Consider the following 25,251-nt stretch of genomic DNA (forward strand, 5'->3'; position numbering starts at 1 on the left):
TCGAAACGCAATTCATAAAGGTAGCCTCCTATATATGGAGCCGGCCGATAAATCCAACAGCCTTTGTTCAATCGGTTAAAAACGCCCCCGGTTCCGCGCTCTTCATGCGCAGCATTACCGAAATTTAACTCGACGGTGCGAGGCCTCTATGCAAAATCGTAGCCGGAAAAATCCGTATTTCTTCTGGTCCTGCCCGGGGAATGCGTGATTTGCGCAATGTGAAGGCAATCATCATTCTGATACTATTTGCTGGCATTTTCCGCGCCCGACATAATGGTTTCGAATACGAGGTCCGTCAGGGCGACGGTACACCTCGCCGGAGAGCTGAATGAAATCCTGGAAGCAGATTGCCTTGTGCCTGCTCATCGCCGCGGCCGCCGTCGGTGGCTGGTATGCATATAAGAACAAGTCCGATGTGGTGAAGGCCGCCGCAACGGGCGAAGCGCCCAGAAACGGGGGCGGACGGTCTGCGCCGCTGGTCGTCGTGGAAGCGGCGGGCGAAGAGACCATCAACAACCGGTTGACGGCTATCGGCTCGGCGCGGGCTCTCAGCACCGTTTCGATAACCCCATATTCCAGCGGCTACATGACGAAGCTTTACGTCAAGGCTGGCGACATGGTGAAGGAAGGCGATCCGGTCGCAGAACTTGATGCCGAGACGGAGAAGATCGCCGTCGCCAAGGCGGAAACCGCATTGAAGGATGCGCAGACGACCCGCCAGCGCATCGCAAAATTGCGGGCGACGAACACGGCAACGGAAGTTCAGGTGGTCGAAACGGAACTGGCGGTCGCCAATGCGCAGCTTGCCTTGCAGGACGCGCAGCTCGCCCTGAGCCGCCGCACGGTCCGTGCGCCGATTTCCGGCATCGTCGGCATCCTGCCCGTCAATGTGGGCAATTACATCACCGCACAGACGTCCATCGGCCGCATCGATGACCGGTCGAAAGTGCTGATCGATATCTGGGTGCCGGAACGGTTCGCACCGCAGATCAAGGTCGGCCAGCCCTTGACGGCGGAATCGACCGCTTTTCCCGGCGAGACCTATAGCGGTGAAATCAATGCCGTGGACAACATGCTGGATGAAGCCAGCCGCACGCTGCACGTCCGCGCAGAAGTCCCCAACACGCAGGATCGCTTGCGCGCCGGCATGTCGTTTTCCGTCACCATTCTTTTCCCGGGCGACCGCTATCCCTCGGTCGATCCGCTGGCCATCCAGTGGGGCGCCGACGGTTCCTATGTCTGGCGCGTCGAGGACGGCGTAGCCCGCAAGATCGACGCGCGTATCGTTCAGCGCAATTCAACAAATATCCTCATCGACGGTCCGGTGAAGCAGGGCGACCTGATCGTCACGCAGGGCGTCCAGACCGTGCGGGACGACGCGCCCGTACGCGTGAAGGACGAGCAGGGTACGGCACTGGCGGACCCGGCCTCGGCAAAGCGGACCGCAGGATGAGGACGACAACGTGACCGGTCACAATTCCTCATCCGACAAAGGCGGATCGACGGCGCTGTTCATCCGCCGTCCCGTCTTTGCATTCGTTATCAATGTTCTGATCGTTGTTGCGGGTCTGGCGGCTTTCACGGGCGTCGATATCCGCGAACTGCCGGACGTCGACCGGCCCGTCGTGACGATCAGCACGGATTTCAAGGGCGCGTCCGCTGAAACCATCGACCGCCAGTTGACGCAGGTCCTTGAAAACGCGGTGGCGCGCGTCTCCGGCGTGAAATCCATTTCCTCCACATCGTCTTTTGAGCGAAGCCGCGTCACGGTGGAGTTCAATGACGGCGTGGACCTCAATGTCGCCGCCGCCGACATGCGGGATGCGATCTCCCGCGTTGCCAATGACGTGCCGGAAGAGGCGGACCCGTCCCGCATCATCAAGGCGGACTCCAATGCCGATGCGGTGATGCGTCTGGCGGTTACGTCCGACACCATGTCCGTCGACGACATGACGGTGCTGGTCGAAGACCAGATACAGGATATCCTGTCCGCCGTTCCAGGCGTTGCCGACGTCCAGATCAACGGTGACCGCGACAAGATCTTCCGCATCGATATCAATCAGGCGCGCCTTGCAAGCTATGGCCTGACCATTGCCGATATAACCAAGGCGCTTTCCTCCATGGGGCTGGACGCCCCTGCCGGTTCGCTGCGCAGCGCCGATCAGTCCATTGTGGTTCGCGCCACGGCCAATCTGGAAAAGCCGGAAGATTTCGAAAACGTCTATATCAGCGGACGCACGCAGATTCGCGATGTCGCGACCGTCACGCTGGGACCCGATATCGAAAGTTCCGCCGTTCGCTCCAACGGCAAGACGGCAATCGGTCTCGGCATCGTCCGTCAGGCGCAGTCGAATACGCTCGACATTTCGGAAGGCATTCGCGCAGCGGTCGCCAATCTGCAGAAGACCTTGCCTGCGGGCGTCAATATTGCCGTCACCAGTGACGACGCGAACTTCATCAATGGCGCTATCCATGAGGTGGAAATCGCGCTGATCGCGTCGGTGATCATCGTCGTGGCAATTATCTTCATGTTCCTGTGGGATATACGCGCGACGCTCATTCCGGCGTTGTCCATGCCCGTCGCCCTCATAGGCACGATCGCGGCCATCTATCTGGCAGGGTTCTCCGTCAATATCCTCACCCTGCTGGCGCTGGTGCTGGCGACGGGTCTCGTGGTCGATGACGCCATCGTGGTGCTGGAAAATGTGGTCCGGCGGCGCAATCAGGGCATGGGGCCACGCGCCGCTGCCGTGCTCGGCACGCAGGAAGTCTTCTTTGCCGTCATCGCCACCACGCTCACGCTGGCGGCGGTCTTCGTGCCGATCTCATTCCTGCCGGGGCAGGCGGGCGGTCTGTTCCGCGAATTCGGCTTCGTTCTGGCGATTGCGGTGCTTCTGTCTTCCGTGGTGGCGCTGACGCTTTGCCCGATGCTCGCCTCCCGCTTTCTCAAAGAAGGCAATGGCGAGGATGGCGGTCATGGCCCGCTTTTCCTGCGCCGGATCGGTGGTGGACTTGCTGCGTTTTACAAGAAGACGCTGCATCTCTGCCTGTCGGCGCCGTTCGTGGTTGTGCTCGTCGCCCTGCTTTTCGCAGGTGCATCCTTTGTCGGCTATGGCCTGATCCGTCAGGAACTGACACCGTCGGAAGATCGTGCCGTCGCGTTGCTGCGCATCAACGGGCCGCAAGGCATCAGCGTGGAGTTCCTTCAGTCGCAACTCGACCGGATCGAGGAAGCGATCCAGCCGCTGCGCGACAGTGGTGAAATCACCACCACCTATGCCATTGCTGGTTCCGGCGGATCGGCCAATAACGGCTTCGTCGTCCTGACGCTGGCACCGTGGAAGGAACGCGCGCGCAGCCAGCAGGAGATCATGGCTGACATTACCCAGCGCATCAAAGGCATAACGGCGGTGCGCATATTCACCACCCAGCCCAACAGCCTTGGTATTCGCGGTGCGGGCAACGGCTTGCAGTTCGCCATTGTGGGCAGCGACTATGCCAAGCTGCAGCCTGCAGCGCAGGCGGTTGTCGCAGCGCTTGAAAAGGACCCGCGCTTCGTGCAGCCGCGCCTTTCCGTGGAACCGACCCAGCCGCAATTGTCCGTCGAGATCAATCGCGAGCGGGCCTCGGATCTGGGTATCGACATCACCGGGCTCGCCAATGCCGTGCAATCCGTGCTGGACGGCCGCAAGATAGGATCGGTCTATGTCGGGGATCGCAGTTTCGATGTGAAACTCGTCGCCACCACAAATCCGATCAACGATCCAACCGATCTTGAAAACATTTTCATGAAGACGACGGACGGCCGTTATGTGCCTATGTCGTCCATCGCTTCGGTTGTCGAGAAGGCGGTTCCACCGCAGCTTGATCGCGAGACGCGCCAGCGTTCGGTCTCGATCACGACAAACCTGCGCGACGATTTCGCCCTGGGCGACGCCTACAAGGCCGCGCAGGAGATCGCAGCGCCGCTGTTGCCGCCGGGCAGCCACATCATTCCGCTGGCCGAAGCTTCCACACTCAGCGAAACGTCGAGCGGGCTCGCCATGGTGTTCGGCTTTGCCATCATCATCATTCTTCTGGTGCTGGCGGCACAGTTTGAAAGCTTTGTCAGCGCCCTGATTGTGATGGCCACCGTTCCGCTGGGGCTGGGCTGCGCCGTTTTCGCTATGCTGCTTACCGGCACCAGCCTGAACGTCTATAGCCAGATCGGGCTTGTGCTTCTGGTCGGCATCATGGCCAAGAACGGTATCCTGATCGTCGAGTTTGCGGATCAGTTGCGTGACAAGGGCTTGAGCGTTCGCGAGGCAATCGAGGAAGCATCCAATATTCGTCTCCGTCCCGTCTGCATGACCATGATCTGCGCGGTTCTGGGCGGCGTGCCCCTGATTTTGGCGAGCGGTGCCGGGGCGGAAGCCCGCGTGGCTCTGGGCTGGGTCATTGTCGGCGGCCTTGGTCTTGCAACCATCGCGACGCTCTACGTGACGCCGGTCGCCTATCTGCTGCTTGGACGCTTCACGCAGCCCAAGGCAGAGGAAGAAGCGCGGCTTGAACGGGAACTCAACCAGGCGCTCAAGGGAAAGCCGCAAAGAGGCGGGGCGGCTGAACCGGCGGAATAGGCTTGAGCACGTCCCCAAAGGTGGAAGCCGGCGGGATCAGGTTGCGAAAACGCAAATCAAAAACAGAAAACCGGCCCTAAAGGCCGGTTTTCTTTTCTCATTTCAGAGCATGATCCAATCAGAATGAAAGGCGCTCCGAACGCGAGCGATCACTTCTTCATGGCGTCGGTGATCTTCGCGGTCCACGCGCCTTCCGGTTTCTTGGTGATGACCGGATCGGAACCGCCGCCGAGCAGGGTTTCCACGGTGCGGTCGGCAGCCGCTACGTCGAGAGTGCCATCGGAACCATCGACCAGCTTGCCGATTTCCTTGACCATACGCTCCTGGACTTTTTTGGTCTGCGCGCCGGAAGCATCATTGTCGAGCACGATATCGGCGGCTTCCCCCGGATTTTCGGAGGCATATTTCCAGCCCTTCATCGAGGCGCGGACAAAGCGGGCCAGCTTGTCGACCATCGCCGGATCGTCGAGGCTCTTTTCCAGCACGTAAAGCCCGTCTTCCAGTGTCGCGACACCCTGTTCTTCATAAGGGAAGACGACAAGCTGGTCGGCTGGAATGCCCGCATCGATCACCTGCCAGTATTCATTATAGGTCATGGTGGAAATGCAGTCGGCCTGCTTCTGGATCAGCGGGTCAACATTGAAGCCCTGCTTCAGCACCGTCACGCCGTCCTTGCCGCCCTCGGTCGGGATTTTCAGATGGCTCATCCATGACAGGAATGGATATTCATTCCCGCCAAACCAGACGCCAAGGGTGCGGCCCCGAAAATCTTCCGGCTTGGTGATGTTGGTGTCCTTGCGGCAGGTCAGCATCATGCCGGACTTCTTGAAGGGCTGGGCGATGTTGACGAGCGGGACGCCTTTTTCGCGGGTCGCAAGCGCCGAAGGCATCCAGTCGACCACGACATCTGCGCCGCCGCCGGCAATCACCTGCGGCGGAGCGACGTCCGGCCCGCCCGGCTTGATATCGACGTCGAGATTTTCTTCCTCGTAGAAGCCCTTGTCCTTGGCCACATAGTAGCCGGCGAACTGCCCCTGCGTCACCCATTTGAGCTGCAAGGTCAGCTTGTCGGCAGCCATTGCCGAACTGCTCATAAGAGCGAGCGCCAGCCCCGCAGTCCCAAGGCATAAAGAAATTGCCTTTTTCATTTCCGTTCTCCTCTGGTTCTTTTTATCAGGCGTATTCCGAAAACCGGTTTCCCCTTTTCTGAATGCGCTTTGGTCTGCCTTATGTTTGCAGATGCCAAATATTCGGGCTTAGGTCCTCCTGTATGAAGGGTGCCAGAATGTCAGTCTGCGCTCGATCAGCGCGATCAGCCCGTAAGAGAGCGACCCGGCAAGCGCGGCGACGAAGATTTCAGCCCAGACCATGTCCACATTCATGCGCCCGATTTCCGCCGAGATGCGGAAGCCCATGCCGACGATCGGGGTGCCGAAAAATTCCGCCACGATCGCGCCGATCAGCGCCAGGGTGGAATTGATCTTGAGAGCGTTGAATATGAAGGGCATGGCCGCGGGCAGGCGCAGCTTGAACAATGTCTGCCAGTAGCTCGAGCCGTAGGTTTCCATCATGTCCCGTTCCATCGCCCCGGCACTGGCAAGCCCCGCGACCGTGTTCACCAGCATCGGGAAGAAGGTCATGATGATGACGACCGCTGCCTTTGACTGCCAGTCGAAACCGAACCACATCACCATGATCGGCGCGACACCGACGATGGGAAGCGCTGCGGCCAGATTGCCGAGCGGAAGCAGCCCTTTGCGCAGGAACGGAATCCGGTCCGCGATGATGGCGGTGATGAAACCAAGGCCGCACCCGGCGACATAGCCGATGATGACGGCCTTGAGGAAAGTCTGCCTGAAATCCGCCCAGAGGATCGGTACGGACGCGGCGATGCGCGCCCAGATAGCCGAAGGTGCAGGCAGGAGAACCTGCGGGATGGCAAAGAGCCGGACCGTTACTTCCCAGAGCAGCAGCATCGCGATGCCGAACAGCGCTGGCACGGCGATATCCAGCATCTTCTGGCCTACGGGATTGCGGGTCTTCAGGCTTGCCACCCAACCCACGAGCAGCCAGGAACCGGCAATGAGCGCCATGACGGAAAGAATGCCTGTCATCATGCTGCTGCCCTTTCCGGCTTCGCGCCCATGCGCCGGTTCACGAGCTGCGCTGCGATGCCGATCAGCGCAACCAGCACGGCGGCCATCAGGGCAGCGGCAACGAGGGCAGCCCATATCTGCACGGTCTGGCCGTAATAAGAACCTGCAAGCAGCCGCGCACCCAGTCCCGCAACCGCGCCGGTCGGCAACTCACCCACGATGGCGCCGACGAGGCTGATGGCGACGGCGATCTGCATCGACGTGAAAAGAAACGGCATGGCCGCAGGCCAGCGCAGCTTCCAGAACACCTGCGATCTCGATGCATTATAGGTGCGCATAAGGTCGAGATGCATCACGTCGGGCGATCTCAGCCCCTTCACCATGCCGACAGCCACCGGGAAGAAGGAAAGATAGGTCGAGATGATGGCTTTGGGCAGCAGGCCGGATATGCCGACTGCATTCAGCACCACGATGATCATTGGCGCGATGGCGAGGATCGGGATCGTCTGTGAGGTGATGATCCACGGCATCAGGCTCTTGTCGAGCGTGCGGGAATGGACAATGCCGACAGCAAGGAGGACGCCTAGCGCCGACCCCAGCACGAAACCCAGCAAGGTGGAGGATAATGTCACCCATCCGTGATAGACGAGGCTGCGCTTGGAGCTGGGCTTGACCCCGAAGACGGTCTTCCAGATTTCCTCGGCCACCTGATGCGGCGCGGGCAGGACCGGTCGCTCCTGATGCATCGTATTGGCGACGAGCGTTGAGAAGGTGATTTCCGCCCCCGCGCGGGTAGCCTGATCCCGTTCGAACGGCGCATTGAGCACAATCGCCAGCCCATACCAGAGCGCAATGATCACGGCGAGTATGGTCGTCACCGGAATGAATCTGTCGCGCAGAAAACCTTTCATGGGCGATCTCCGGCACAATGCGGTTGAGGCGCGCGCTCACTCATGAATATGCCCCAGACGCAGACCTTCACGGACCCGGTGGGCAATTTTCAGGAATGCTTCCGATTCCCTGATTTCCAGCGGTCTGTCGGGGCCAAGGTCGCAATCGATGATTTCATGTATTCGGCCCGGGCGCGGGCTCATGACGACGATCTTGGTCGAGAGAAACACCGCTTCCGGAATCGAATGCGTGACGAAAATCACGGTCTTGCGCGTCGCGGCCCATAGCTTGAGAAGCTGTTCGTTGAGGTGATCGCGCACGATTTCGTCGAGCGCGCCGAAAGGCTCGTCCATCAGCAGCATGTCGGGATCGAAGGAGAGGGCGCGTGCGATCGATGCGCGCTGTTGCATGCCGCCGGAAAGCTGCCACGGATATTTCTTGCCGAAGCCTGAGAGATTGACGAGCGCGAGGTTCTTTTCGATCCTCTCGCGCCTTTCGGCCCTGGAGAAGCCCATGATCTCCAGCGGCAGGCTGATATTGTCTTCGATGGTGCGCCACGGAAACAGGGCTGCCGCCTGAAACACATAACCATAGGACCGGTCGAGGCGGGCCTGTTCCGGTGTTTTCCCGTTCACGGTCACGGACCCGGAGGTCGGCTGTTCGAGATCGGCGACGACACGCATCAACGTCGTCTTGCCGCATCCCGAAGGGCCGATGAAGGAAACGAACTCGCCGCGCCTGACGGCGAGATCGATATTCGACAGCGCATGGACCGGCCCGTCATTCGTCTCGAAGACGAGCGACAGGTCCTTGATGTCGATCACGGTCTGCGCATTTGCCTCGCCCCCCTTCGGGGCCATGCTGTCATTCAAACTCATGCGCGGTTCCCGAAGCTGGACGATGGCCATGTGTCAGACCCCTATCGGCATATGTTCGGCGCTGCGCTCCACCTTGCGCGGCGCAACGATTTCCTTCCATTGCGACAGCGCCCGATTGACGGCGCCATTCGGCTCGCGCTCGATGAAGCGTCCGTCGCCGGGTTCCGCCGTGACGTTACCCTTGTCGAAAGCAACCCGCCCGCGGGAAAGCGTCATCTTCGGCAGGCCCTTGAGTTCAAAGCCCTCGAACACGTTGTAATCGATGGAGGAGTGCTGGGTCTTTGCAGAAACCTTCCGGGTGGCCTCCGGGTCCCAGATGACAAGATCGGCATCCGCACCCGGCAGCACGGCGCCTTTCTGCGGATAGATGTTCAATATCTTGGCGATGTTGGTCGATGTGACGGCCACGAATTCGTTTGGCGTCAGGCGCCCGGTACGCACGCCGCGCGACCACAGCACCGGCATGCGTTCTTCCAGCCCACCCGTCCCGTTTGGAATCTTGGTGAAATTGCCGATGCCGTAGCGCTTCTGCTCGGTGGTGAAAGCGCAATGGTCAGTCGCAACGCATTGCAGGCTTCCTGCCGCAAGGCCAGCCCAAAGACTGTCCTGATTGACCTTGTCACGGAACGGCGGCGACATGACGCGGCGGGCCGCATAGTCCCAGTCCCGGTTGTGATATTCGCTTTCATCGAGCGTCAGATGCTGGATCAGGGGCTCGCCGAAAACGCGCATTCCCTTCTGGCGCGCACGGCGGATCGCCTCATGGCTTTGTTCGCAGGACACATGCACGACATAGAGCGGCACGCCTGCCTGATCGGCAATCATGATGGCGCGGTTGGTGGCTTCGCCTTCGACTTCCGGCGGGCGGGAATAGGCATGCGCCTCCGGCCCGTCATTGCCTTCGGCCATCAGCTTCGCCTGCAATTGCGCGACAATGTCGCCGTTTTCGGCATGAACGAGCGGCATGGCGCCAAGTTCCGCGCAGCGCTGGAAAGAAGCGAACATCTCGTCATCGTTCACCATCAGCGCGCCCTTGTAGGCCATGAAATGCTTGAAGGTGTTGATGCCGCGCTTCACCACTTCGGCCATTTCGTTGAAGGTTCGCTCGTTCCAGCCGGTGATGGCCATGTGGAACGAATAGTCGGTGCGCGCCTTGCCTGCTTTCTGGAACCATTCCTGCAACGCTTCCAGCAGATTGCCCTCCGAGCCGGGCAGGACGAAATCGACCACCATCGTGGTGCCGCCCGCAAGCGCGGCTGCGGTGCCGGTATCGAAATCGTCGGAGGAATAGGTGCCCATGAAAGGCATCTGCAAATGGGTGTGCGGGTCGATGCCGCCGGGCATGATATAGCAGCCGGATGCATCGATCACTTCATCGCCGGAGAGATTGTCGCCGACGGCAACGATCTTCTCGCCTTCGATGAGAACATCGGCTTTAAAGGTGCGGTCAGCCGTGATGACGGTTCCGCCTTTGATGACCTTTGCCATTGTTCGTCGTTCCCCTTTTGGTTTTGTTGCGAACAGTAGCAGTATCGGAGAGGCCCGAAATCAACTCACAATTTCAGCGGTCTCCAATACTGCATGCAGAAGCACGTCGGTTCCCGCCGACGCCCATTCTTTCGAAATGTCCTCGTCTTCGTTATGGCTGAGGCCATCGACGCAAGGGCACATGACCATGGCGGTCGGTGCCACGCGATTGACCCAGCAGGCATCATGGCCTGCGCCCGAAACGATATTGCGGTGGCTGTAGCCAAGCCGTTCCGCCGCATTGCGGATAGCCTCCACGCAGCCATTGTCGAATGTCACGGGATCGAAATGCCCCGCCACTTCGATCTCGATGCCGATGCCCAGTTCCGCCGCGATCTCCGGCGCTTCCTTTTCAAAACGCGCTTTCATGTCGTCCAGCACGGCCTGGTTGGGCGAGCGGAAATCGACGGTGAAAACGATCTGGCCGGGGAGCACATTGCGCGAATTGGGCGATACGTCGATATGGCCGACGCCCCCCACCGCGTCCGGCTGGTGCGACATGGCGATCTCGTTGACGAGCTGCAGCATGCGGCCAAGGCCGAGGCTTGCATTCTTGCGCATCTTCATCGGCGTGGAGCCGGTATGCGCTTCCTTGCCGGTCAATGTTACTTGCAGCCACCACAGCCCCTGGCCATGGGTGACGACGCCGATATCCTTGTGTTCGGCTTCGAGGATCGGCCCCTGTTCGATATGAAGCTCGAACATCGCATGGATCTTGCGGCTGCCGACCGGTTCATCGCCTTTCCAGCCGATGCGCTCCAGCTCATCGCCGAATTTCTTGCCCTTGGCGTCGGTGCGCTGGTAGGCCCAGTCCTGTTCGTGCACACCGGCAAAAACACCGGACGAGAGCATGGCGGGCGCAAAGCGCGTGCCTTCCTCATTCGTCCAGTTGACGACGACGATGGGCCGTTTCGTCTTGATGTTCATATCGTTGAGCGTGCGCATGACTTCGAGCCCGCCGAGCACGCCCAGCACGCCGTCGAACTTGCCGCCAGTCGGCTGTGTGTCCAGATGGCTGCCCATATAAACGGGATCGGCATCGGCATCTTCGCCGGGACGCAGGAAGAACATGTTCCCCATCGTGTCGACGCCCATCGAAAGCCCGGATTTTTCGCACCAGCTCTGAAACAGCTTTCGGCCTTCGCCATCTTCATCGGTCAGGGTCTGGCGATTGTTGCCACCGCGCACACCGGGACCGATCCGGGCCATGTCCATCAGACTGTCCCAAAGACGATCGCCATTGACTCTAAGATTGCTGGTGAGCACCATGCGCTCTGCCTCCGCATTATGTATGGGCGTTCAAATCCGGGCCATTATATTTCTGGCCCACATTCACCCGCCAATATATGTTCCCGTGACCCGGCTCTTTGGCCACAATATTCTTGCCTTGCGCAAAAACTTGACTAGTTGGTCAAATTGCAGGCTAGAAGAGCCTTTGAACATGGTCAAGCGCTTTTGAAAAATTCTATGCTGCTGAAAGGTGTCAAATGGCCACAGCTCCTTCAGACTCACGCACCGAGGCGGTCGAAAACGACAGGACGTCGAACGACAGGTCGGAAGGCGCGACGCGCATTCAGGGCATAAATCGCAGGCTTATCCTTGATGCAGCGCTGGAGGTTTTTTCTGCTTACGGCTTTCGTGGCTCGACGGTCGACCAGATCGCCGAGAAGGCGGGCATGTCGAAACCAAACCTGCTTTATTATTTCCCGCGCAAGCAGAATATTTATGTGACAGTGCTGGAAGACACGCTGGCGAGCTGGCTGGAGCCTTTCGAGCACATCGACCCGGACGGCGATCCGCTGGAGGAATTGCGGCGCTACATCCGGCTGAAGCTCGAAATGTCGGCGAAGAAACCGGAGGCTTCGCGCCTCTTTGCCAATGAGATATTGCACGGCGCACCGGCGATTTCCGATTTTCTGAAGGGGCATCTGAAGCAGCTGGTCGATGAAAAGGCGGCGGTCATCCATCGATGGATTGCGGAAAAGCGCCTGGCTCCGGTGGACCCGTACCATCTGATTTTCACCATATGGGCGGTAACGCAGCACTATTCGGATTTTTCCGTTCAGGTCGCAGCGGTTCTTGGCCGCCGTTCGGAAGAAGCCGGATTTTATGACGAAACGGCCCGGGCGGTGAGTGCCATCATTCTTGACGGCATTCGCCCGCGAGACGAAAGTCCGCCCTCATGAAGACGATTCGAATTTCAGCAGCCATCGTCCGCGATGAGGCGGGCCGTTTCCTTCTCGTGCGCAAGCGCGGCAGCGAGATTTTCTTCCAGCCCGGCGGCAAGATCGACGCAGGCGAGCAGCCTGAAATCGCGCTCATCCGCGAGATCGAGGAAGAGCTTGGCATTCTCATTGACGAGAGCCAGTTGCGTTATGCTGCAAAAATGGCAGCGCCTGCCGCCAATGAGGCCGATGCGACGGTCGAGGCGGAACTGTTTCACCTGACTTTGAAAGACGGTCAGGTTCCGGTTGCTTCCAGCGAGATCGAGGAGCTTCTGTGGAACCCCCCGGGCGACACGACGCGCCCAGTCGCCCTGTTGTCGCAGAGCATCCAGGCGCGCTTCGCCACGGATTACTGAACCGCTCGCGACTCCACCCGGTTTCCGTCGCCATCGAAAAGGTGGAGGTGCTGAGCCGGAAAGCTCACCTGAATTGAGCCCTGCATGTGCAGCGCATCGCGGTCCAGCGTGAAAATCTTGAACGGCAATCCATGCAGGCCGAGATGCAGGATGATGCCGAAACCGGTCGGCTCCACCAGATCGACATCGGCAGGAAGGCCCGCGGACTTCTCGATATGGACATGCTCGGGACGAATGCCAAGCGTCGCTTTGGCGCCGTCCCTGAGGTTCAAGGGCTGCGGCAATGCGATGAGCGTGCCGTCCTTGAGTTTCAGACGCGGACCGCCATCCTGTTCGAGATAGGTCACATCGAGAAAGTTCATGGCCGGTGAGCCGATGAAGCCCGCCACGAAGAGATTGGCCGGACGGTCGTAAAGCTCCAGCGGGGAGCCAACCTGCTGCACCACACCACCATGCATGGCGACGATGCGGTCGGCCAGTGTCATGGCTTCGATCTGGTCATGTGTCACATAGATGGACGTGGCTTTCAGTTCACCGTGCAGCTTCTTGATTTCAGCGCGCATCTGCTCGCGCAGTCGAGCATCGAGATTGGAGAGCGGTTCGTCGAAGAGGAAGGCCTTGGGCTGGCGCACGATGGCGCGGCCCATGGCGACACGCTGACGCTGGCCACCGGAAAGCGCCTTCGGACGGCGTTCCAGCAAAGGCTCAAGGCCAAGCTTGGCGGCGGTCGAGTGGATGGCGCTGGCGATCTTCTCCTTTGGCGTTTTGCGCAGCCGCATGCTGTAGCTCATATTGTCGGCCACACTCATATGCGGATAGAGCGCATAGGACTGGAACACCATCGCGATGTCGCGATCCTTTGGGGCCAGTTCATTGACGCGCTTCCCGCTGATCTGCACCTGACCCGAGGTGATGTCTTCAAGCCCGGCGATCATGCGCAGAAGCGTGGACTTGCCACAGCCTGACGGGCCGACCAGCACGATGAATTCGCCATCTTTGATCTCAAGGTCAACGCCGTGCAGAACAGCATGTTCGCCATAGCTTTTGCGGACAGACTGAATATCGATGGAAGCCATAGGGAAAAATCCTTTCAGCCTTTTACCGCGCCAGCCGTGAGGCCCTGCACGAGATATCGTTGAATGAGGAAGAAGAAGACGCAGGCCGGGATGAGCGCGAGCACGCCTGCTGCCATCATCTGTCCGAAATCGACCGAGAACTTTGAGACGAAGCTCAACAGCCCGACCGGGAACGTGGCGGAATCATTGCCGGAAATCAGCATCAGCGCGAACAGAAGCTCGCTCCACGCAGCGGTGAAGACAAAGCCGAGCGTCGCGGCAATGCCGGGCAGGGTCAGCGGCAGGATGATCTGGCGGAAGGCCATGAACTGCGTTGCGCCGTCGATCTTCGCGGCTTCTTCCAGATCCTTTGGAATGCCATCGAAAAACGACTGCATCAGGAAGGTGGCGAAGGGCACGTTGAAGGCCGAGTAGACGATGACGAGGCCGAGCAGGCTGTTGGTAAGGCCGAGCGGCGCCATGATCTTGTAGATTGGCGCAATCAGCATCACGAGCGGAAACATCTGCGTCAGCAGCATCAGCGCCACGATCCAGTATTTGGCGCGGAAGTTGAACCGCGACAGCGCATAGCCGGAAAGCGATGCCAGCAGCGTGACGATGATGGCGGTCGATCCGGACACGATCAGGCTGTTGCGGAAGAACAGCGGAAATGAACTGTTGTTCAATACATGGCTGAAGTGGTCGAACGTCATGCGCGATGGCCAGAGCCGCACGCCCTCGCTGTAAAGCAGATCATTGGGCGTGACGGATACCTTCACCAGCCAGAAGATCGGAAACAGTGCAAACAGGACGAACAGGAGAATGGCAATGCGATGCGCGCCGGCAAGGTAGATTTTACGGTTGGGCATGGCTCAATCCTTGTTCAGAAGCGTCTGGCGCAACAGCACGATGAGCATCGAATAGACCATCAGCAGGACAAGCAGGACCATCGCGATGGCCGAGGCGTAACCGAAATCGAGCCGCTTGAAGGCCTGCGTGAAGATGTAGCTTGCAACGATCTGCGTCCGGTCGGCAGGGCCGCCGCCTGTCATCACGACGATCAGGTCGGCGCTGTTGGCGATCCAGACAGTGCGCAGCAGAATGGTGATGGCCATGGTCGGCGCAAGGTAAGGAAGCGTGATCGACAGAAAACGCTGCACGGGGCCTGCGCCATCGATCGCCGCCGCTTCATAAAGATCGCGCGGAATGGCCTGCAAGGCGGCCAGCATGGTGATGGCGAAGAACGGAATGCCCCACCACACACCTGCGGTGATGATGCCCCACATGGCAAGATTGGGATCGGACAGGATATTGTTTGGCGCGCTCAGGATGCCGATTGCATGCAGCCAGTGCGGCAGCGGGCCGATAACCGGATTGAACAGCCAGGCCCAGTTGAGGCCGGTGAGAAATGTCGGGACCGCCCATGGCAGGAAGATCAGCGCCTGTGCCAGTCCACGCCCCGCAAATGGCTTGTCGAGCAGCAGGGCCAGAATAAGTCCGAACACGAATTGCAGCAGCACCGAGCAGCCGGTCCACCAGAGCGTGTTCTTCAGGGAACGATAGAAGGCCTGATCGGTCGCAAGTTCGCGGAAATGATCAAGCCCCACGAAGCCGCCCGAAAACGGGTTGAGCAACTGAATGTCGCGAAAGGCATAGGAGACGCCGAGGATCAGCGGAACCAGCATGATGGCGCCGATGAGAATGAGCGCAGGGGCGCTGTAGAGATAGGGTTCGGAGGCGTGCGCAAGCCGCTGCAAAAAGCTGCGCTGGTCCTGCCTTGGCACTTCGTTGCGCACCGGGGCCTTTATGGAAGCGGTGTCGGTCATCATTTTTCCCTTCGCGGGGATTGCATGAAGAGGATGGGCAGGCGCGAAAACTCCGCGCCTGCCAATCGTTCGTGGTGCTATTGCTTGGCGAGGTGCTTCTGCTGCGCCTTGGTCAGATATTCTGCCCACTGGTCGGCCAACTGGTCCGGGGTGATGTCGCCGAGTAGCGCTTCCTGCGAGGTCTTGATGACGAGCGAATCCTTGAAGAAGGCAAATTCTTCCAGATAGGTCGGCATCACGGTCGGAACGACGTTCTTGTCGGCCAGTTCATCGAACCAGCCTTTGAACTGCTCGCCGCTGTAGAACGGATCGTTCTGGGCCGATTTGAGAACCGGCAACGCGCCGGTCCGCTTGTTCCACTCGATGTTGCCTTCCGGCCCTTCGAGCATCGAGATCAGCTTCCAGGAAAGATCCTTGTTCTTGCTCGCGCTCATCATCGACCAGCCGGCAAAGCCGATGGTCGGGAAGGTCTTGCCGTCCGGGCCCTTCGGCATGATGGCGACGCCGAAATCTTCCGGCTTCATGCGTTCGGCAATGGCGATCAGCGCATCCGGGTCCTGATTGAGGAAGGCGCAGGTGCCGCTGTAGAAACCGGCCACGGTTTCATTGAAGCCCCAGTTGACGCTGTCCTTCGGTGCAAGGCCGTTCTTGTAGAGATCGACCATCCAGGCGATGCCCTTTTTCCAGCCTTCGCTGTTCATGGTCGAGGTGCCGTCTTCATTGAAGAACTTGTTGTTGCCCGCCATGGAAGCGGCAAAGATCACCCAGCCATTCAGCCCACCGGGACCACCGCGCATGCAATAGCCGGATTTGCCAGGAAGGGCTGCGATCTTCCTGGAGGCCTCGACAAATTCATCCAGCGTCTTCGGCGGTTCGGATACGCCTGCCTCGCTCAGCAGCTTCTTGTTGTAGAACATCGCGTTCAGATAGAAGCCGTAAGGCAGCGTATAGGCTGTGTTGTTGACGCTGCGGCCAAGCTCAAGCGCGCGCTCGGTCAGGTCGGATGTGGTTTCCCATTTTTCGAGATAAGGCTCGAGATTCTCCAGCATGCCGTTATTGCCATAGAGCGAGACCCAGGTGTCCGGCATTTCCATGACGTCGGGGATTTCGCCCGCCGAAACCATGGTGGCGAATTTCTGGAAGGATTCGCCCCATGGCAGCGAAATGATTTCCACCTTGGTGCCCGGATTGGCCGCCTCGAACTTGGCGACGATGGATTCAAGCGTCTTTGTGCGCTCGGGACTGGTGATGACTTCAACAAGCTTCAAGGTGGTATCGGCAAGCGCCGTACCGCTCAAAAGCATGGTTGCGAATGCGGCTGCTATTAGTTTTTTCATTGCAGTTCCCCTTATTGCTCCTCACTGTTTTATTCACACGGCCGATGCTGCGAGCGCTCCTTCAATATCCCGCCACAGCGCTTCCGTTCCTTCCAGTCCGACATGCAGGCGCACGGAGCGCGGATCGATGCCGAACGTATGCGCCGAATTGGGCTGCGCCTTCTGCTGCAGCACGACTTCACCCGGCACGATCAGGCTTTCATGTCCACCCCAGCTCACGCCGAGCTTGAACAGATCGAGATGATTGCAGAATTCGCGAATGTTCACGCCTTCGCGGAAGATGACCGAGAACAGACCGGACGTGCCAGTGAGGCCCGCAGGCAAGCGGTTGGCAAGGGCGGGATGGCACACGGTTTCAACCACATCCAGCGCCTGAAGCCGCTTTGCGATTTCCAGCGCCGATGCCTCATGCGCCTTCATGCGGGTCGGCAAGGTGCGCATGCCACGCACCAGAAGCCAGGCATCAAAGGGCGAAAGCTTGCCGCCGAGATATGGATAGGTTTCCGCGCGGATCGCGTTGATAAGCACTTTCGAGCCGGTCACGACGCCGGCCACGACATCGCTATGGCCGCCAAGATATTTCGATGCCGAATGCACGACGAGATCGACGCCCAGCGACAGCGGACGCTGGAAGATCGGGCTGGCCCAGCTGTTGTCGATGATGGTCAGAACGCCATGCTGCCGGGCGATCTGGGCGAGGGCCCCGACATCATGGGCTTCCATGATCCAGCTTGTCGGGCTCTCCATGTAGAAGAGCTTTGCGCCGGGCAGGGCCTTTGCAACCGCCTCTTCGTCGCGGCCATCGACATAGTCGACCTGCACCTGCATGCGTTTCAGGATAGTGCCGAAAAGCCGGAACGCATCCGGATAGACATGGCGCACGGCGACAATGCGGTCGCCTGGCTTGACGAAGGCCAGCACGCTTGAAGAGATCGCCGCCATACCGCTGGCAAAGCCGAGCGCATCTTCGCCGCCTTCAAGTTTTGCCAGCATTTCTTCAAATGCGCGCACGGTCGGGTTGAGGCCGCGCGTGTAGATGGGCCGAACCTTTTCGCCCCGATAGGAGGCGACCATGTCGTCATAGCTTGGGAAGGTGAAAAGCGAAGTCTGCACGATGGGCGGAACCACGGCGTCGAAAGCATTGCCTTCATCATGGGCGACTGTAAGCGCTGCGAAATCCAGCGGGTCCATCCCGTCAGTCATTTGGACATTTCCTTGATGTCTTCCTCGACAATGTCGAGGATTTTGAGTGTTTCCTGCCGCGCGGTTTCAGGGTCCTGAGCCACGATGGCGTTGAAGAGGGTGCGGTGGAACGGAAAGGTCCGCCGCGCGAAGTCTACCCGCTCGAACGGATGATCCCAGAAACGCAGGAAGGCTTCGCGCATCTGTTCGAGCAATTGCCTGAAAAGCGGGTTGTGGGTCGCGTCGTAAATGGCGAGATGGAACGCCAGATCCTCGGGTCCGGACGTGCCTTCCGCGATGTGAACGCGCTCCATCTCATCGAGATTGCGCTCGATGACCACGAGGTCCTCAGCCGTGCGTTTGCGGGCAGCGACCATGCTGGCCTCGGCTTCGATGCCACGGCGCACTTCAAGCGATTGCAGCAATGCATCGCGCAACTGCGCAGGATCGAATGAAAGCGGCATATGGATGGTTGCAGCCGAAATCGGCTTGAGCAGATAGGTGCCGCTACCCTTGCGGGCTTCGATCACCCCGAGGGCCTGAAAGTGGCGGATTGCTTCACGAATGGTGGAGCGGCCGACAGCGAGCGCCGTCATCAGTTCGCGTTCTGCGGGAAGGCGGTCTCCGGCCTGCAGCTGCGCGGTCGCAATGTAATTGGCGAGTGCGTCCGTCACCTGCCGGGCGCGATCCATCGGCGGTAGCGGCGCGATCTGCAACAGCCTGCGATCTTTCATTCTGCCTCCATTTTCCGGACTGCCCCAGACATTCGCAGCGCAATCCGTCCAGACCCGTTCCCTTATTGGTTTTAAAATTGGTCTGACATCATAGTAATATCGGCAGGAAATTTGCGGCTGTCAAGGATGGTTTATTCGCAAGTGAATAGACTGTTCGCATGCGCATGCTTTTCCGATTGCGCTTCGACAAGCTTGCTCCTATCAATCGCTGGAAGAGGCAGCGCATCCCAAAAAGTGCGAAGCGGTTTTTGGATAAGATGCGGTGAAAGAGGAAGCGCATCCCAAAAAGTGCGAAGCGGTTTTTGGATAAGATGCGGTGAAAGAGGAAGCGCATCCCAAAAAGTGCGAGCGGTTTTTGGATCACGAGGCGCTGAACAAGGAGTGCGGCGTTCGTCGCCGTTGTTGAGGAGATATCCATGCATTTGAAGGCATCCGAAAAGCGAACGCTTGGCCGTACCGGTTTGACTGTGACGGCGCTTGGTCTGGGAACTGCACCTCTGGGTGGGCTTTATGCGCCCGTTTCCCGCTCTGACGCCGACGCTTTGCTGGAAGCCGGTTGGAATAGCGGCATCCGTTATTATGACAGTGCGCCGATGTATGGCTATGGCCGCAGCGAGCACATTCTCGGCGATATGCTGCGTGAAAAGAGCGAGCGCGCCGTTGTTTCAACCAAGGTCGGGCGCCTAATGGCCAACGAGCGTGCGGGCCGCACATTGCCGCCTGCGCTGCCGAAAAATCCGTTCGATTCCGGCTGGCACAATGGCCTCAATTTTCGTGAGGTCTTTGATTACAGCTATGATGGCATCATGCGGAGCTTCGATGACAGCCAGCAGCGTCTCGGCTTTCCTGAAATCGATCTGCTCTATGTCCATGATATTGGCCGTGTGACCCACGGCGACCGGCAAGAAATCCACTGGAACGCGCTTACCAAGGGCGGCGGTTTCCGCGCGCTCACCGAATTGCGCGAGGCGGGAAATATCAAGGGCTTCGGTCTTGGTGTAAACGAATGGCAGATCATTCGCGATGCGCTTGAAGAGGCTGATCTCGACTGCTCGCTTTTGGCTGGCCGCTATTCGCTGCTCGATCAGGTGTCCGAAAAGGAATTCCTGCCATTGGCGCAGAAGCGGGGCATGGCTCTGGTGATTGCCGGTGTGTTCAATTCCGGTATTCTCGCGGCACCGCGTGGCGGCGAACAGAAGTTCGACTATGCCGATGCCCCTGCCGAAATCATCGCGCGCACCAATCGCCTGCACGATATTTGCGACGAGTATCATGTACCGCTCGCCGCCGCCGCCATGCAGTTCCCGATGAGACATGAGGCCGTCAGCTCCATTCTGATCGGTGTCCGCTCGCCGGAACAGATCAGGCAGAACGTGGTCTGGTTCGAGCAGTCGATCCCCGAGGAATTCTGGACGACGCTTCGCTCGGAAGGTCTCATTTCGTAATCATGACATCCAGAATTCTCTGTGTCGGTGCCCTTACCATGGACACCATCTTGCGCCTTGATGCGCTTCCTCATGCGGCAGGCAAATATCTGCCGCGCGAGGCCGTCGAAATAGCAGCCGGCATGGCTTCGAGCGCAGCCGCGGCGATTGCCCGGCTTGGCGGCGATGTGGCGCTCTGGGCTTCTGCGGGGATTGATCCCGTTGGGGATCGTGCCGTCGCGGAGCTTCAGGCCGAAGGCATCGACTGTGCCTATATCCGGCGGCTGGAAGACGCCCGCACCGCATTTTCGTCAATCCTCGTTGATGCGAGCGGCGAACGCATCATCGTGCCTTTCTATGATCGCAGGCTTGCAAGCCCGTCCGACGTGGTGCCGCCCATTGCAGCGGGAGCCTATGCCGCCGTGATGACCGATGTCCGCTGGCCATGGGCTGCTGAGACCGCGCTGCGTGCCGCGCGCGATGCCGGTATTCCGGCCATACTGGACGCGGATACCGCGCCCGTCGAATTGCTCGAAACGCTGCTGCCGCTTGCAACCCATATCGTTGCATCGGAACCCGCTGCAATCAGCGTCGCGGGCACGACGGATTTGCGTGAATGTGTCCGCATTTTAGCTAATCGCCATGATGTGTTCACAGCGGTCACCGCCGGAGCGGAAGGCTGCTATTGGAGCGAAGGCGCGGGCAAACCGGTTTCTCACGTGCCCGGTTTCAAGGTCGATGCAGTGGATACGCTGGCCGCAGGCGACGTGTTCCATGGCGCTTTTGCATGGGGTCTGGTGGAAGGCAAACCGATGACCGACATCATTCGCTTTGCCAATGCGGCTGCGGCGATCAAATGCGCGCGCTTCGGCGGGCGGGCCGGTTCGCCGCGCCCACAGGAAGTGCTTTCCTTCATCGAAACCGGGATTGTTCCAACCCGATAAGTTGACCGTCTTCAGACGTCGCCCCTCGTCTTCGAGACGCTGTTTTTCAACAGCTCCTCAGGATGAGGAAGGAGATGTCAGCGCGCTGAACTGGCTCGCGTTTCAGGTAATTTGCTTTCTCTCCCATCCTCCGAAAATCATGCAATTACGCACTGAACCCGAATTGACTCTTTACTAACATGTTAGTATGTGCCAGCTTAAAGTTCAAATTTGGGAGGAGCCAGTCTTGGCACATAATCATTCCGGGCAGGAGCGTTTCGGTCTCTCTGCAGCGCTCACCACGCCATTCGACGCAGATGGCAAGATCGATGTCAGCCGTGCGCTGAAGCATGCACGCGCGCGGCTCGATAATGGCTGCTCGAGCGTGACCCTGTTTGGCACCACCGGCGAAGGGGCGTCGATTGCCGATGCCGAGCGCGCCGCTCTTCTGGATGCATTTGTGGTAGGCGGTCTTCCGGCCTCCAGCATGGTCGTGGGCGTGATGGAAAATTCGGTTGCCGACGCTGTCCTCCAGGCTGGCGACGCGCTGCGCCGCGGCTGCAAGGCCATTCTCCTCGCACCGCCTTCCTATTTCAAGAACCTCTCCGATGAGGGCCTGTTCAACTGGTTCTCGTCCGTCGTCAAAGGTTTGGGTGAAGATGCGCGCGGCATCATTCTCTACAATATCCCGTCGGTTACAGCGGTCGAGCTTTCGGTCGATCTCATCAGCCGCCTGCGTGCAGCTTTTGGTGACATCATCATTGGCGTGAAGGATTCTTCCGGCAATTGGGCCTATACCGAAAAACTGCTAGCTGCGCATAAGGACATCGCGATCCTGATCGGCGACGAGCGCGACCTTGCAGCCGGTGTGCGCCTTGGCGGGCAGGGCGCGATTTCCGGCATGGCCAATCTGTTCCCCGACCGTCTTCTGCGCATGATCAATGACGGACAGGACGATGCCGAACTGGTGGCCGCAGTACAGCAATTGCTGAACTATCCGGTAACGCCAGCGGTCAAGGCCATGGTGGCGCGCCATACGGGTGACAAGGAATGGCGGCGTGTGCGTGCGCCCCTGATTTCACTCAATGATGCGGACTGCGATGCAATTGGTAGTGTATTCGACCGTTTGCATATGGCAAAAGCGGCCTGAAGGCGGCATAAGCCTGAAAGGATAGAGGGGGAACGGATTTGGCGGAAGATCACAACGAACCGGTAAAATTGCGGGACAAGGCTTATCAGAGCTTCACCCAGCATTTGCTGGCGCGTGATTTTCATCCGGGCCAGTTCGTTTCGCAGCGCCAGCTCGTCACCATGACGGGCTTGCCGCTGGGCGCTATCCGCGAGCTTATCCCGCGCCTTGAAGCGGAAGGCCTTATCAAGACCGTGCCGCAGCGCGGGCTTCAGATCGCGCATATCGATCTCAATCTGATCCGCGAAGCGTTCCAGTTCCGCCTCTTTATCGAGAAGGAGTCGGTAGCGATTTTCTGCCAATCAGCGTCCGACGAATTGCTGCGCGCATTGCGTGCGGAACATGAGGAAACTCTGGAACGCGCGATGGCGGAAGGTGAAACACCGGAACTGGAGGCGCGGGCGCAGACTATCGACTGGAGCCTGCACGATACGATTGTCGGCTCGCTCGATAATGAAATCATCTGGCGCGCCTATCAGACCAACACGATCAAGATGCGCCTGATCAATCAGGAACGTTTCCGCATCACCGGTCGCGTCATTCCGGTCATGCAGGAGCATCTGGCCGTCCTCGCTGCAATCGAAACACGCGATCCGCAGACAGCCATGGATGCCATTGCCGTTCACATCAACAATGCACGGAAACTGGCTTTGCAGATTTAACGACCAGAGCCCGGGCAAGAGGAGTTGCCGGGCCGACGGAAATTTGGGGAGGAGCATGCAATGAATCTATTACGTCCAACACGTCGCCAGTTCCTGGCGGGCTCGGCGGCAATCGCTGCATCGGGCATGACGGGCATCAGCCCGTCTTTCGCCCAGTCGAAAGTCGACTGGAAGAAGTTTGCCGGTACCACGCTGGAAGTGAACCTCATCAAGAGCCCGCGCGGTGAAATCCTTCAGAAATACCAGAAGGAATTCGAGGAGCTGACCGGCATCAAGGTGCATTCCGAACAGATGCCCGAACAGCAGCAGCGCCAGAAGGCGGTGATCGAGCTGACGTCCGGTCGCCCGAGCTTCGACGTCATCCATATCAGCTATCACGTCCAGAAGCGCCAGTTCGAAAAGGGCGGCTGGCTTGCCGACCTGAACCCGTTCCTGAAGGATCCGACGCTGACGGATGCATCGCTCACGGAAGATGATTTCGCAAGTGCCGGTCTGACCTTCGCCAAGGACGCCAATGGCCGTTTCGGCGCGCTGCCATTCTCGGTCGATTACTGGATCATCTACTGGAACAAGGAACTCTTTGCCGCCAAGGGCATCGAATTTCCGAAGACCTTCGAAGAGCTGGTCGCCGCCGCCGAAGCGCTCACCGATCCATCGACCAACACCTATGGTTTCGTCGCGCGCGGCATGAAGAATGCCAATGCGCCGGTCTATACCAGCCTCCTGCTCGGCTATGGCAAGCAGTCGGTTGACGCCGATGGCAACCTCCAGACGGATTCGGCTGAAGGCATCGAAGCCGCAAAGCTCTATCAGCGCCTGATGACCAAATCGGCACCTCCCGGCGTTGCGGGCTTCAACTGGGCAGAATGCCAGTCGAACTTCCTGCAGGGTCGCGTCGGCATGTGGCTTGACGGTATCGGTTTTGCCCCGCCGCTCGAAGACCCGAACAAGTCGCGCGTCGTCGGCAAGGTCGGCTATGGCGTCATGCCGGCAGGCCCGAATGCGCAGGCAGCACCGACGACCGGCGACGGCATCGGCGTGACCGAAGCCTCCAAGAACAAGGAAGCCGCATATCTCTACTGCCAGTGGGCCATTTCCAAGGAAATGGGCGCTCGCCTGTTGCAGTCGGGGTCGGGGGTTCCGTTCCGCAAGTCGGTCATCGATGATGAAGCCGTGCGCAAGGGCGTCACCATGCCGGAAGGCTGGGTGGAAGCCCTGTCGAAGTCAGCCCCGATCAGCCAGCTCTGCCTGCCGGTCATCGTGCCTGTCACGGAATTCCGCGACATTATCGGTGTTGGCCTCACCAATCTGCTGAACGGCGCCGACGCGGAAGCTGAAATGAAACGCGCGACGGAAGAATTCCGTCCGGTCCTCGCACGGAGCGAAGGGAAATGACATCTGCCGCCCCGACAGGAGCAAAAACGGGAGTTGCTGCGGCAGCTTCCCCCACCAAGACTGGCAAGAGCCGCTTGCGGCCAAGCTACTGGCCGTTTGTTCTTCCAGCCTTGATCACCGTCGGGGCGGTGATCGTCTTCCCATGGGTGTTTACGCTCTGGATGAGTACCAACCAGTGGCAACTGGGCGGCGAGCAGAGCTTTGTCGGCTTCGACAATTATCTGCGTCTTGCCGCCGATATGCGCTTCTGGGAATCCATGTGGCATACCGTTGTCTATACGGTTCTGTCGGTCGTGGCTCCGATGGTCCTGGGCACGATCGCAGCGCTGGTCTTTGACAGCAAGCTGCCGATGCGCGGGCTCCTGCGCGGCATCTTCGTCATGCCGATGATGGCCACACCGGTTGCCGTCGCTCTGGTCTGGACGATGATGTATCACCCGCAGCTCGGCGTTCTGAACTATCTTCTGTCGCTGGTCGGCATTCCGCCCCAGGAGTGGATATTCAACCAGAACACGGTCATCCCCTCGCTGGTGGCTGTTGAAACTTGGCAGTGGACGCCGCTTGTCATGCTGATCGTGCTCGGTGGCCTTGCTTCCATGCCGCGCGATCCCTTTGAAAGCGCGGAAATCGATGGCGCCAATGGCTGGCAGAAATTCCGCTACATCACCCTTCCGATGATCCTGCCCTTCATCATGGTGGCTGTCATCATCCGCTCGATCGATGCGCTGAAAAGCTTCGACATCATCTATGCGATGACGCAGGGCGGTCCGGGAACCGCGTCGGAAACCATCAATATCTATCTCTATAATGTGGCGTTCTCCTATTACGACATAGGCTATGCATCGGCGATTGCCGTGGTGTTCTTCATTGTCATTATTGCCATGTCGCTGGTCCTTCTGGCTCTTCGTCAGCGGACCAAGTGGAACGCCTGAGGA

At 59.2% G+C, this 25,251-nt stretch carries 23 protein-coding genes; 10 read left to right on the top strand and 13 right to left on the bottom strand.

Features of this window, described 5'->3' with window-relative positions:
• Positions 1-328 precede the first annotated feature (328 nt).
• Both OINT_RS01370 and OINT_RS01375 read left to right on the top strand, forming a co-directional pair.
• Positions 329-1,453, top strand: coding sequence for an efflux RND transporter periplasmic adaptor subunit (locus OINT_RS01370; RefSeq protein WP_006465985.1), 1,125 nt, complete (start codon positions 329-331; stop codon positions 1,451-1,453).
• Positions 1,454-1,463: 10 nt separating this feature from the next.
• A complete protein-coding gene (locus OINT_RS01375; RefSeq protein ID WP_006465986.1) occupies positions 1,464-4,616 on the top strand; it encodes an efflux RND transporter permease subunit in 3,153 nt (1,050 codons plus the stop codon).
• A gap of 149 nt (positions 4,617-4,765) precedes the next feature.
• Here the strand turns inward: OINT_RS01375 and OINT_RS01380 are convergent, their stop codons facing one another.
• The 6 genes from OINT_RS01380 to OINT_RS01405 form a co-directional block, all read right to left on the bottom strand.
• Positions 4,766-5,764, bottom strand: a complete 999-nt coding sequence (locus tag OINT_RS01380) for an ABC transporter substrate-binding protein (RefSeq protein ID WP_006465987.1) — start codon at positions 5,762-5,764, stop codon at positions 4,766-4,768.
• A 108-nt stretch (positions 5,765-5,872) separates the two neighbouring features.
• Positions 5,873-6,733 (bottom strand): ABC transporter permease, encoded by an 861-nt coding sequence (locus OINT_RS01385; RefSeq protein ID WP_006465988.1) that lies wholly within the window; start codon positions 6,731-6,733, stop codon positions 5,873-5,875.
• Positions 6,730-7,623 carry an ABC transporter permease gene (locus OINT_RS01390; RefSeq protein WP_006471085.1) on the bottom strand — a complete coding sequence of 298 codons (894 nt, stop codon included), beginning with the start codon at positions 7,621-7,623 and terminating at the stop codon, positions 6,730-6,732. Before OINT_RS01390 ends, OINT_RS01385 begins: the two co-directional genes overlap by 4 nt.
• A 36-nt stretch (positions 7,624-7,659) precedes the next feature.
• Entirely contained in the window at positions 7,660-8,463 is an 804-nt protein-coding gene (locus OINT_RS01395) for an ABC transporter ATP-binding protein (protein WP_036564903.1), read from the bottom strand.
• Between the two features lie 51 nt (positions 8,464-8,514).
• Positions 8,515-9,969 (bottom strand): dihydropyrimidinase, encoded by a 1,455-nt coding sequence (gene hydA, locus OINT_RS01400; protein WP_006465994.1) that lies wholly within the window; start codon positions 9,967-9,969, stop codon positions 8,515-8,517.
• Positions 9,970-10,029: 60 nt separating this feature from the next.
• On the bottom strand, positions 10,030-11,277 hold the full coding sequence (locus tag OINT_RS01405) for a Zn-dependent hydrolase (RefSeq protein WP_006465995.1): 1,248 nt from the start codon (positions 11,275-11,277) through the stop codon (positions 10,030-10,032).
• A 218-nt stretch (positions 11,278-11,495) separates the two neighbouring features.
• Between OINT_RS01405 and rutR the strand changes: the two genes are divergently transcribed.
• Together rutR and OINT_RS01415 are read left to right on the top strand one after the other, a co-directional pair.
• On the top strand, positions 11,496-12,194 hold the full coding sequence (gene rutR / locus OINT_RS01410; protein WP_006465996.1) for an HTH-type transcriptional regulator RutR: 699 nt from the start codon (positions 11,496-11,498) through the stop codon (positions 12,192-12,194).
• Positions 12,191-12,589, top strand: a complete 399-nt coding sequence (locus tag OINT_RS01415) for an NUDIX hydrolase (RefSeq protein ID WP_006465997.1) — start codon at positions 12,191-12,193, stop codon at positions 12,587-12,589. The genes rutR and OINT_RS01415 overlap by 4 nt, the downstream gene beginning before the upstream one ends.
• Here OINT_RS01415 and OINT_RS01420 read toward each other — a convergent pair.
• From OINT_RS01420 to OINT_RS01450, 7 genes are all read right to left on the bottom strand, one after another.
• Positions 12,583-13,665 (bottom strand): ABC transporter ATP-binding protein, encoded by a 1,083-nt coding sequence (locus OINT_RS01420; protein WP_006465998.1) that lies wholly within the window; start codon positions 13,663-13,665, stop codon positions 12,583-12,585. The two genes, OINT_RS01415 and OINT_RS01420, sit on opposite strands and share 7 nt — an antisense overlap.
• A 14-nt stretch (positions 13,666-13,679) precedes the next feature.
• Complete coding sequence (locus OINT_RS01425; RefSeq protein WP_006465999.1) at positions 13,680-14,513, bottom strand: carbohydrate ABC transporter permease; 834 nt, start codon at positions 14,511-14,513, stop codon at positions 13,680-13,682.
• Between the two features lie 3 nt (positions 14,514-14,516).
• Positions 14,517-15,470 (bottom strand): carbohydrate ABC transporter permease, encoded by a 954-nt coding sequence (locus OINT_RS01430; RefSeq protein WP_021586294.1) that lies wholly within the window; start codon positions 15,468-15,470, stop codon positions 14,517-14,519.
• A gap of 77 nt (positions 15,471-15,547) precedes the next feature.
• Positions 15,548-16,807: an ABC transporter substrate-binding protein gene (locus tag OINT_RS01435; protein ID WP_006466001.1), complete on the bottom strand. Its 1,260-nt coding sequence runs from the start codon at positions 16,805-16,807 to the stop codon at positions 15,548-15,550.
• Between the two features lie 33 nt (positions 16,808-16,840).
• Positions 16,841-18,010 carry a PLP-dependent transferase gene (locus OINT_RS01440; protein WP_006466002.1) on the bottom strand — a complete coding sequence of 390 codons (1,170 nt, stop codon included), beginning with the start codon at positions 18,008-18,010 and terminating at the stop codon, positions 16,841-16,843.
• Positions 18,007-18,723, bottom strand: a complete 717-nt coding sequence (locus OINT_RS01445) for a FadR/GntR family transcriptional regulator (RefSeq protein ID WP_006466003.1) — start codon at positions 18,721-18,723, stop codon at positions 18,007-18,009. The genes OINT_RS01440 and OINT_RS01445 overlap by 4 nt, the downstream gene beginning before the upstream one ends.
• Positions 18,724-18,811: 88 nt before the next feature.
• The gene (locus OINT_RS01450; protein ID WP_006466004.1) at positions 18,812-19,141 is read right to left on the bottom strand and encodes a hypothetical protein; all 330 of its coding nucleotides are present in this window, start codon (positions 19,139-19,141) and stop codon (positions 18,812-18,814) included.
• On the opposite strand from OINT_RS01450, the gene OINT_RS01455 reads away from it, so the two are divergent.
• From OINT_RS01455 to OINT_RS01480, 6 genes are all read left to right on the top strand, one after another.
• Positions 19,140-20,168 carry an aldo/keto reductase gene (locus OINT_RS01455; protein WP_006466005.1) on the top strand — a complete coding sequence of 343 codons (1,029 nt, stop codon included), beginning with the start codon at positions 19,140-19,142 and terminating at the stop codon, positions 20,166-20,168. The two genes, OINT_RS01450 and OINT_RS01455, sit on opposite strands and share 2 nt — an antisense overlap.
• A 2-nt stretch (positions 20,169-20,170) precedes the next feature.
• Positions 20,171-21,091: a PfkB family carbohydrate kinase gene (locus tag OINT_RS01460; RefSeq protein ID WP_006466006.1), complete on the top strand. Its 921-nt coding sequence runs from the start codon at positions 20,171-20,173 to the stop codon at positions 21,089-21,091.
• Positions 21,092-21,317: 226 nt separating this feature from the next.
• Positions 21,318-22,220: a dihydrodipicolinate synthase family protein gene (locus OINT_RS01465; protein WP_006471081.1), complete on the top strand. Its 903-nt coding sequence runs from the start codon at positions 21,318-21,320 to the stop codon at positions 22,218-22,220.
• Positions 22,221-22,258: 38 nt separating this feature from the next.
• Positions 22,259-22,921, top strand: coding sequence for a GntR family transcriptional regulator (locus OINT_RS01470; protein WP_006466008.1), 663 nt, complete (start codon positions 22,259-22,261; stop codon positions 22,919-22,921).
• Between the two features lie 60 nt (positions 22,922-22,981).
• A complete protein-coding gene (locus OINT_RS01475) occupies positions 22,982-24,316 on the top strand; it encodes an ABC transporter substrate-binding protein (protein WP_006471080.1) in 1,335 nt (444 codons plus the stop codon).
• Positions 24,313-25,248 (top strand): carbohydrate ABC transporter permease, encoded by a 936-nt coding sequence (locus tag OINT_RS01480; RefSeq protein WP_006466010.1) that lies wholly within the window; start codon positions 24,313-24,315, stop codon positions 25,246-25,248. The genes OINT_RS01475 and OINT_RS01480 overlap by 4 nt, the downstream gene beginning before the upstream one ends.
• The last annotated feature ends 3 nt before the right edge of the window (positions 25,249-25,251 follow it).

The sequence above is a fragment of the Brucella intermedia LMG 3301 genome, from assembly GCF_000182645.1.
GTDB classification, from domain to species: Bacteria; Pseudomonadota; Alphaproteobacteria; order Rhizobiales; family Rhizobiaceae; genus Brucella; species Brucella intermedia.

Bases quoted from the DNA above. Each gene is read 5' to 3' on its own strand.
- OINT_RS01380 (WP_006465987.1), bottom strand. From the start codon at position 5,764: ATGAAAAAGGCAATTTCTTTATGCCTTGGGACTGCGGGGCTGGCGCTC.
- OINT_RS01425 (WP_006465999.1), bottom strand. From the start codon at position 14,513: ATGCCCAACCGTAAAATCTACCTTGCCGGCGCGCATCGCATTGCCATT.
- OINT_RS01455 (WP_006466005.1), top strand. From the start codon at position 19,140: ATGCATTTGAAGGCATCCGAAAAGCGAACGCTTGGCCGTACCGGTTTG.
- OINT_RS01370 (WP_006465985.1), top strand. From the start codon at position 329: ATGAAATCCTGGAAGCAGATTGCCTTGTGCCTGCTCATCGCCGCGGCC.
- OINT_RS01435 (WP_006466001.1), bottom strand. From the start codon at position 16,807: ATGAAAAAACTAATAGCAGCCGCATTCGCAACCATGCTTTTGAGCGGT.
- hydA (WP_006465994.1), bottom strand. From the start codon at position 9,969: ATGGCAAAGGTCATCAAAGGCGGAACCGTCATCACGGCTGACCGCACC.
- OINT_RS01385 (WP_006465988.1), bottom strand. From the start codon at position 6,733: ATGATGACAGGCATTCTTTCCGTCATGGCGCTCATTGCCGGTTCCTGG.
- OINT_RS01440 (WP_006466002.1), bottom strand. From the start codon at position 18,010: ATGACTGACGGGATGGACCCGCTGGATTTCGCAGCGCTTACAGTCGCC.
- OINT_RS01395 (WP_036564903.1), bottom strand. From the start codon at position 8,463: ATGGCCCCGAAGGGGGGCGAGGCAAATGCGCAGACCGTGATCGACATC.
- OINT_RS01420 (WP_006465998.1), bottom strand. From the start codon at position 13,665: ATGGCTTCCATCGATATTCAGTCTGTCCGCAAAAGCTATGGCGAACAT.
- OINT_RS01460 (WP_006466006.1), top strand. From the start codon at position 20,171: ATGACATCCAGAATTCTCTGTGTCGGTGCCCTTACCATGGACACCATC.
- OINT_RS01445 (WP_006466003.1), bottom strand. From the start codon at position 18,723: ATGAAAGATCGCAGGCTGTTGCAGATCGCGCCGCTACCGCCGATGGAT.
- OINT_RS01415 (WP_006465997.1), top strand. From the start codon at position 12,191: ATGAAGACGATTCGAATTTCAGCAGCCATCGTCCGCGATGAGGCGGGC.
- OINT_RS01475 (WP_006471080.1), top strand. From the start codon at position 22,982: ATGAATCTATTACGTCCAACACGTCGCCAGTTCCTGGCGGGCTCGGCG.
- OINT_RS01405 (WP_006465995.1), bottom strand. From the start codon at position 11,277: ATGGTGCTCACCAGCAATCTTAGAGTCAATGGCGATCGTCTTTGGGAC.
- OINT_RS01390 (WP_006471085.1), bottom strand. From the start codon at position 7,623: ATGAAAGGTTTTCTGCGCGACAGATTCATTCCGGTGACGACCATACTC.
- rutR (WP_006465996.1), top strand. From the start codon at position 11,496: ATGGCCACAGCTCCTTCAGACTCACGCACCGAGGCGGTCGAAAACGAC.
- OINT_RS01450 (WP_006466004.1), bottom strand. From the start codon at position 19,141: ATGGATATCTCCTCAACAACGGCGACGAACGCCGCACTCCTTGTTCAG.
- OINT_RS01480 (WP_006466010.1), top strand. From the start codon at position 24,313: ATGACATCTGCCGCCCCGACAGGAGCAAAAACGGGAGTTGCTGCGGCA.
- OINT_RS01430 (WP_021586294.1), bottom strand. From the start codon at position 15,470: ATGACCGACACCGCTTCCATAAAGGCCCCGGTGCGCAACGAAGTGCCA.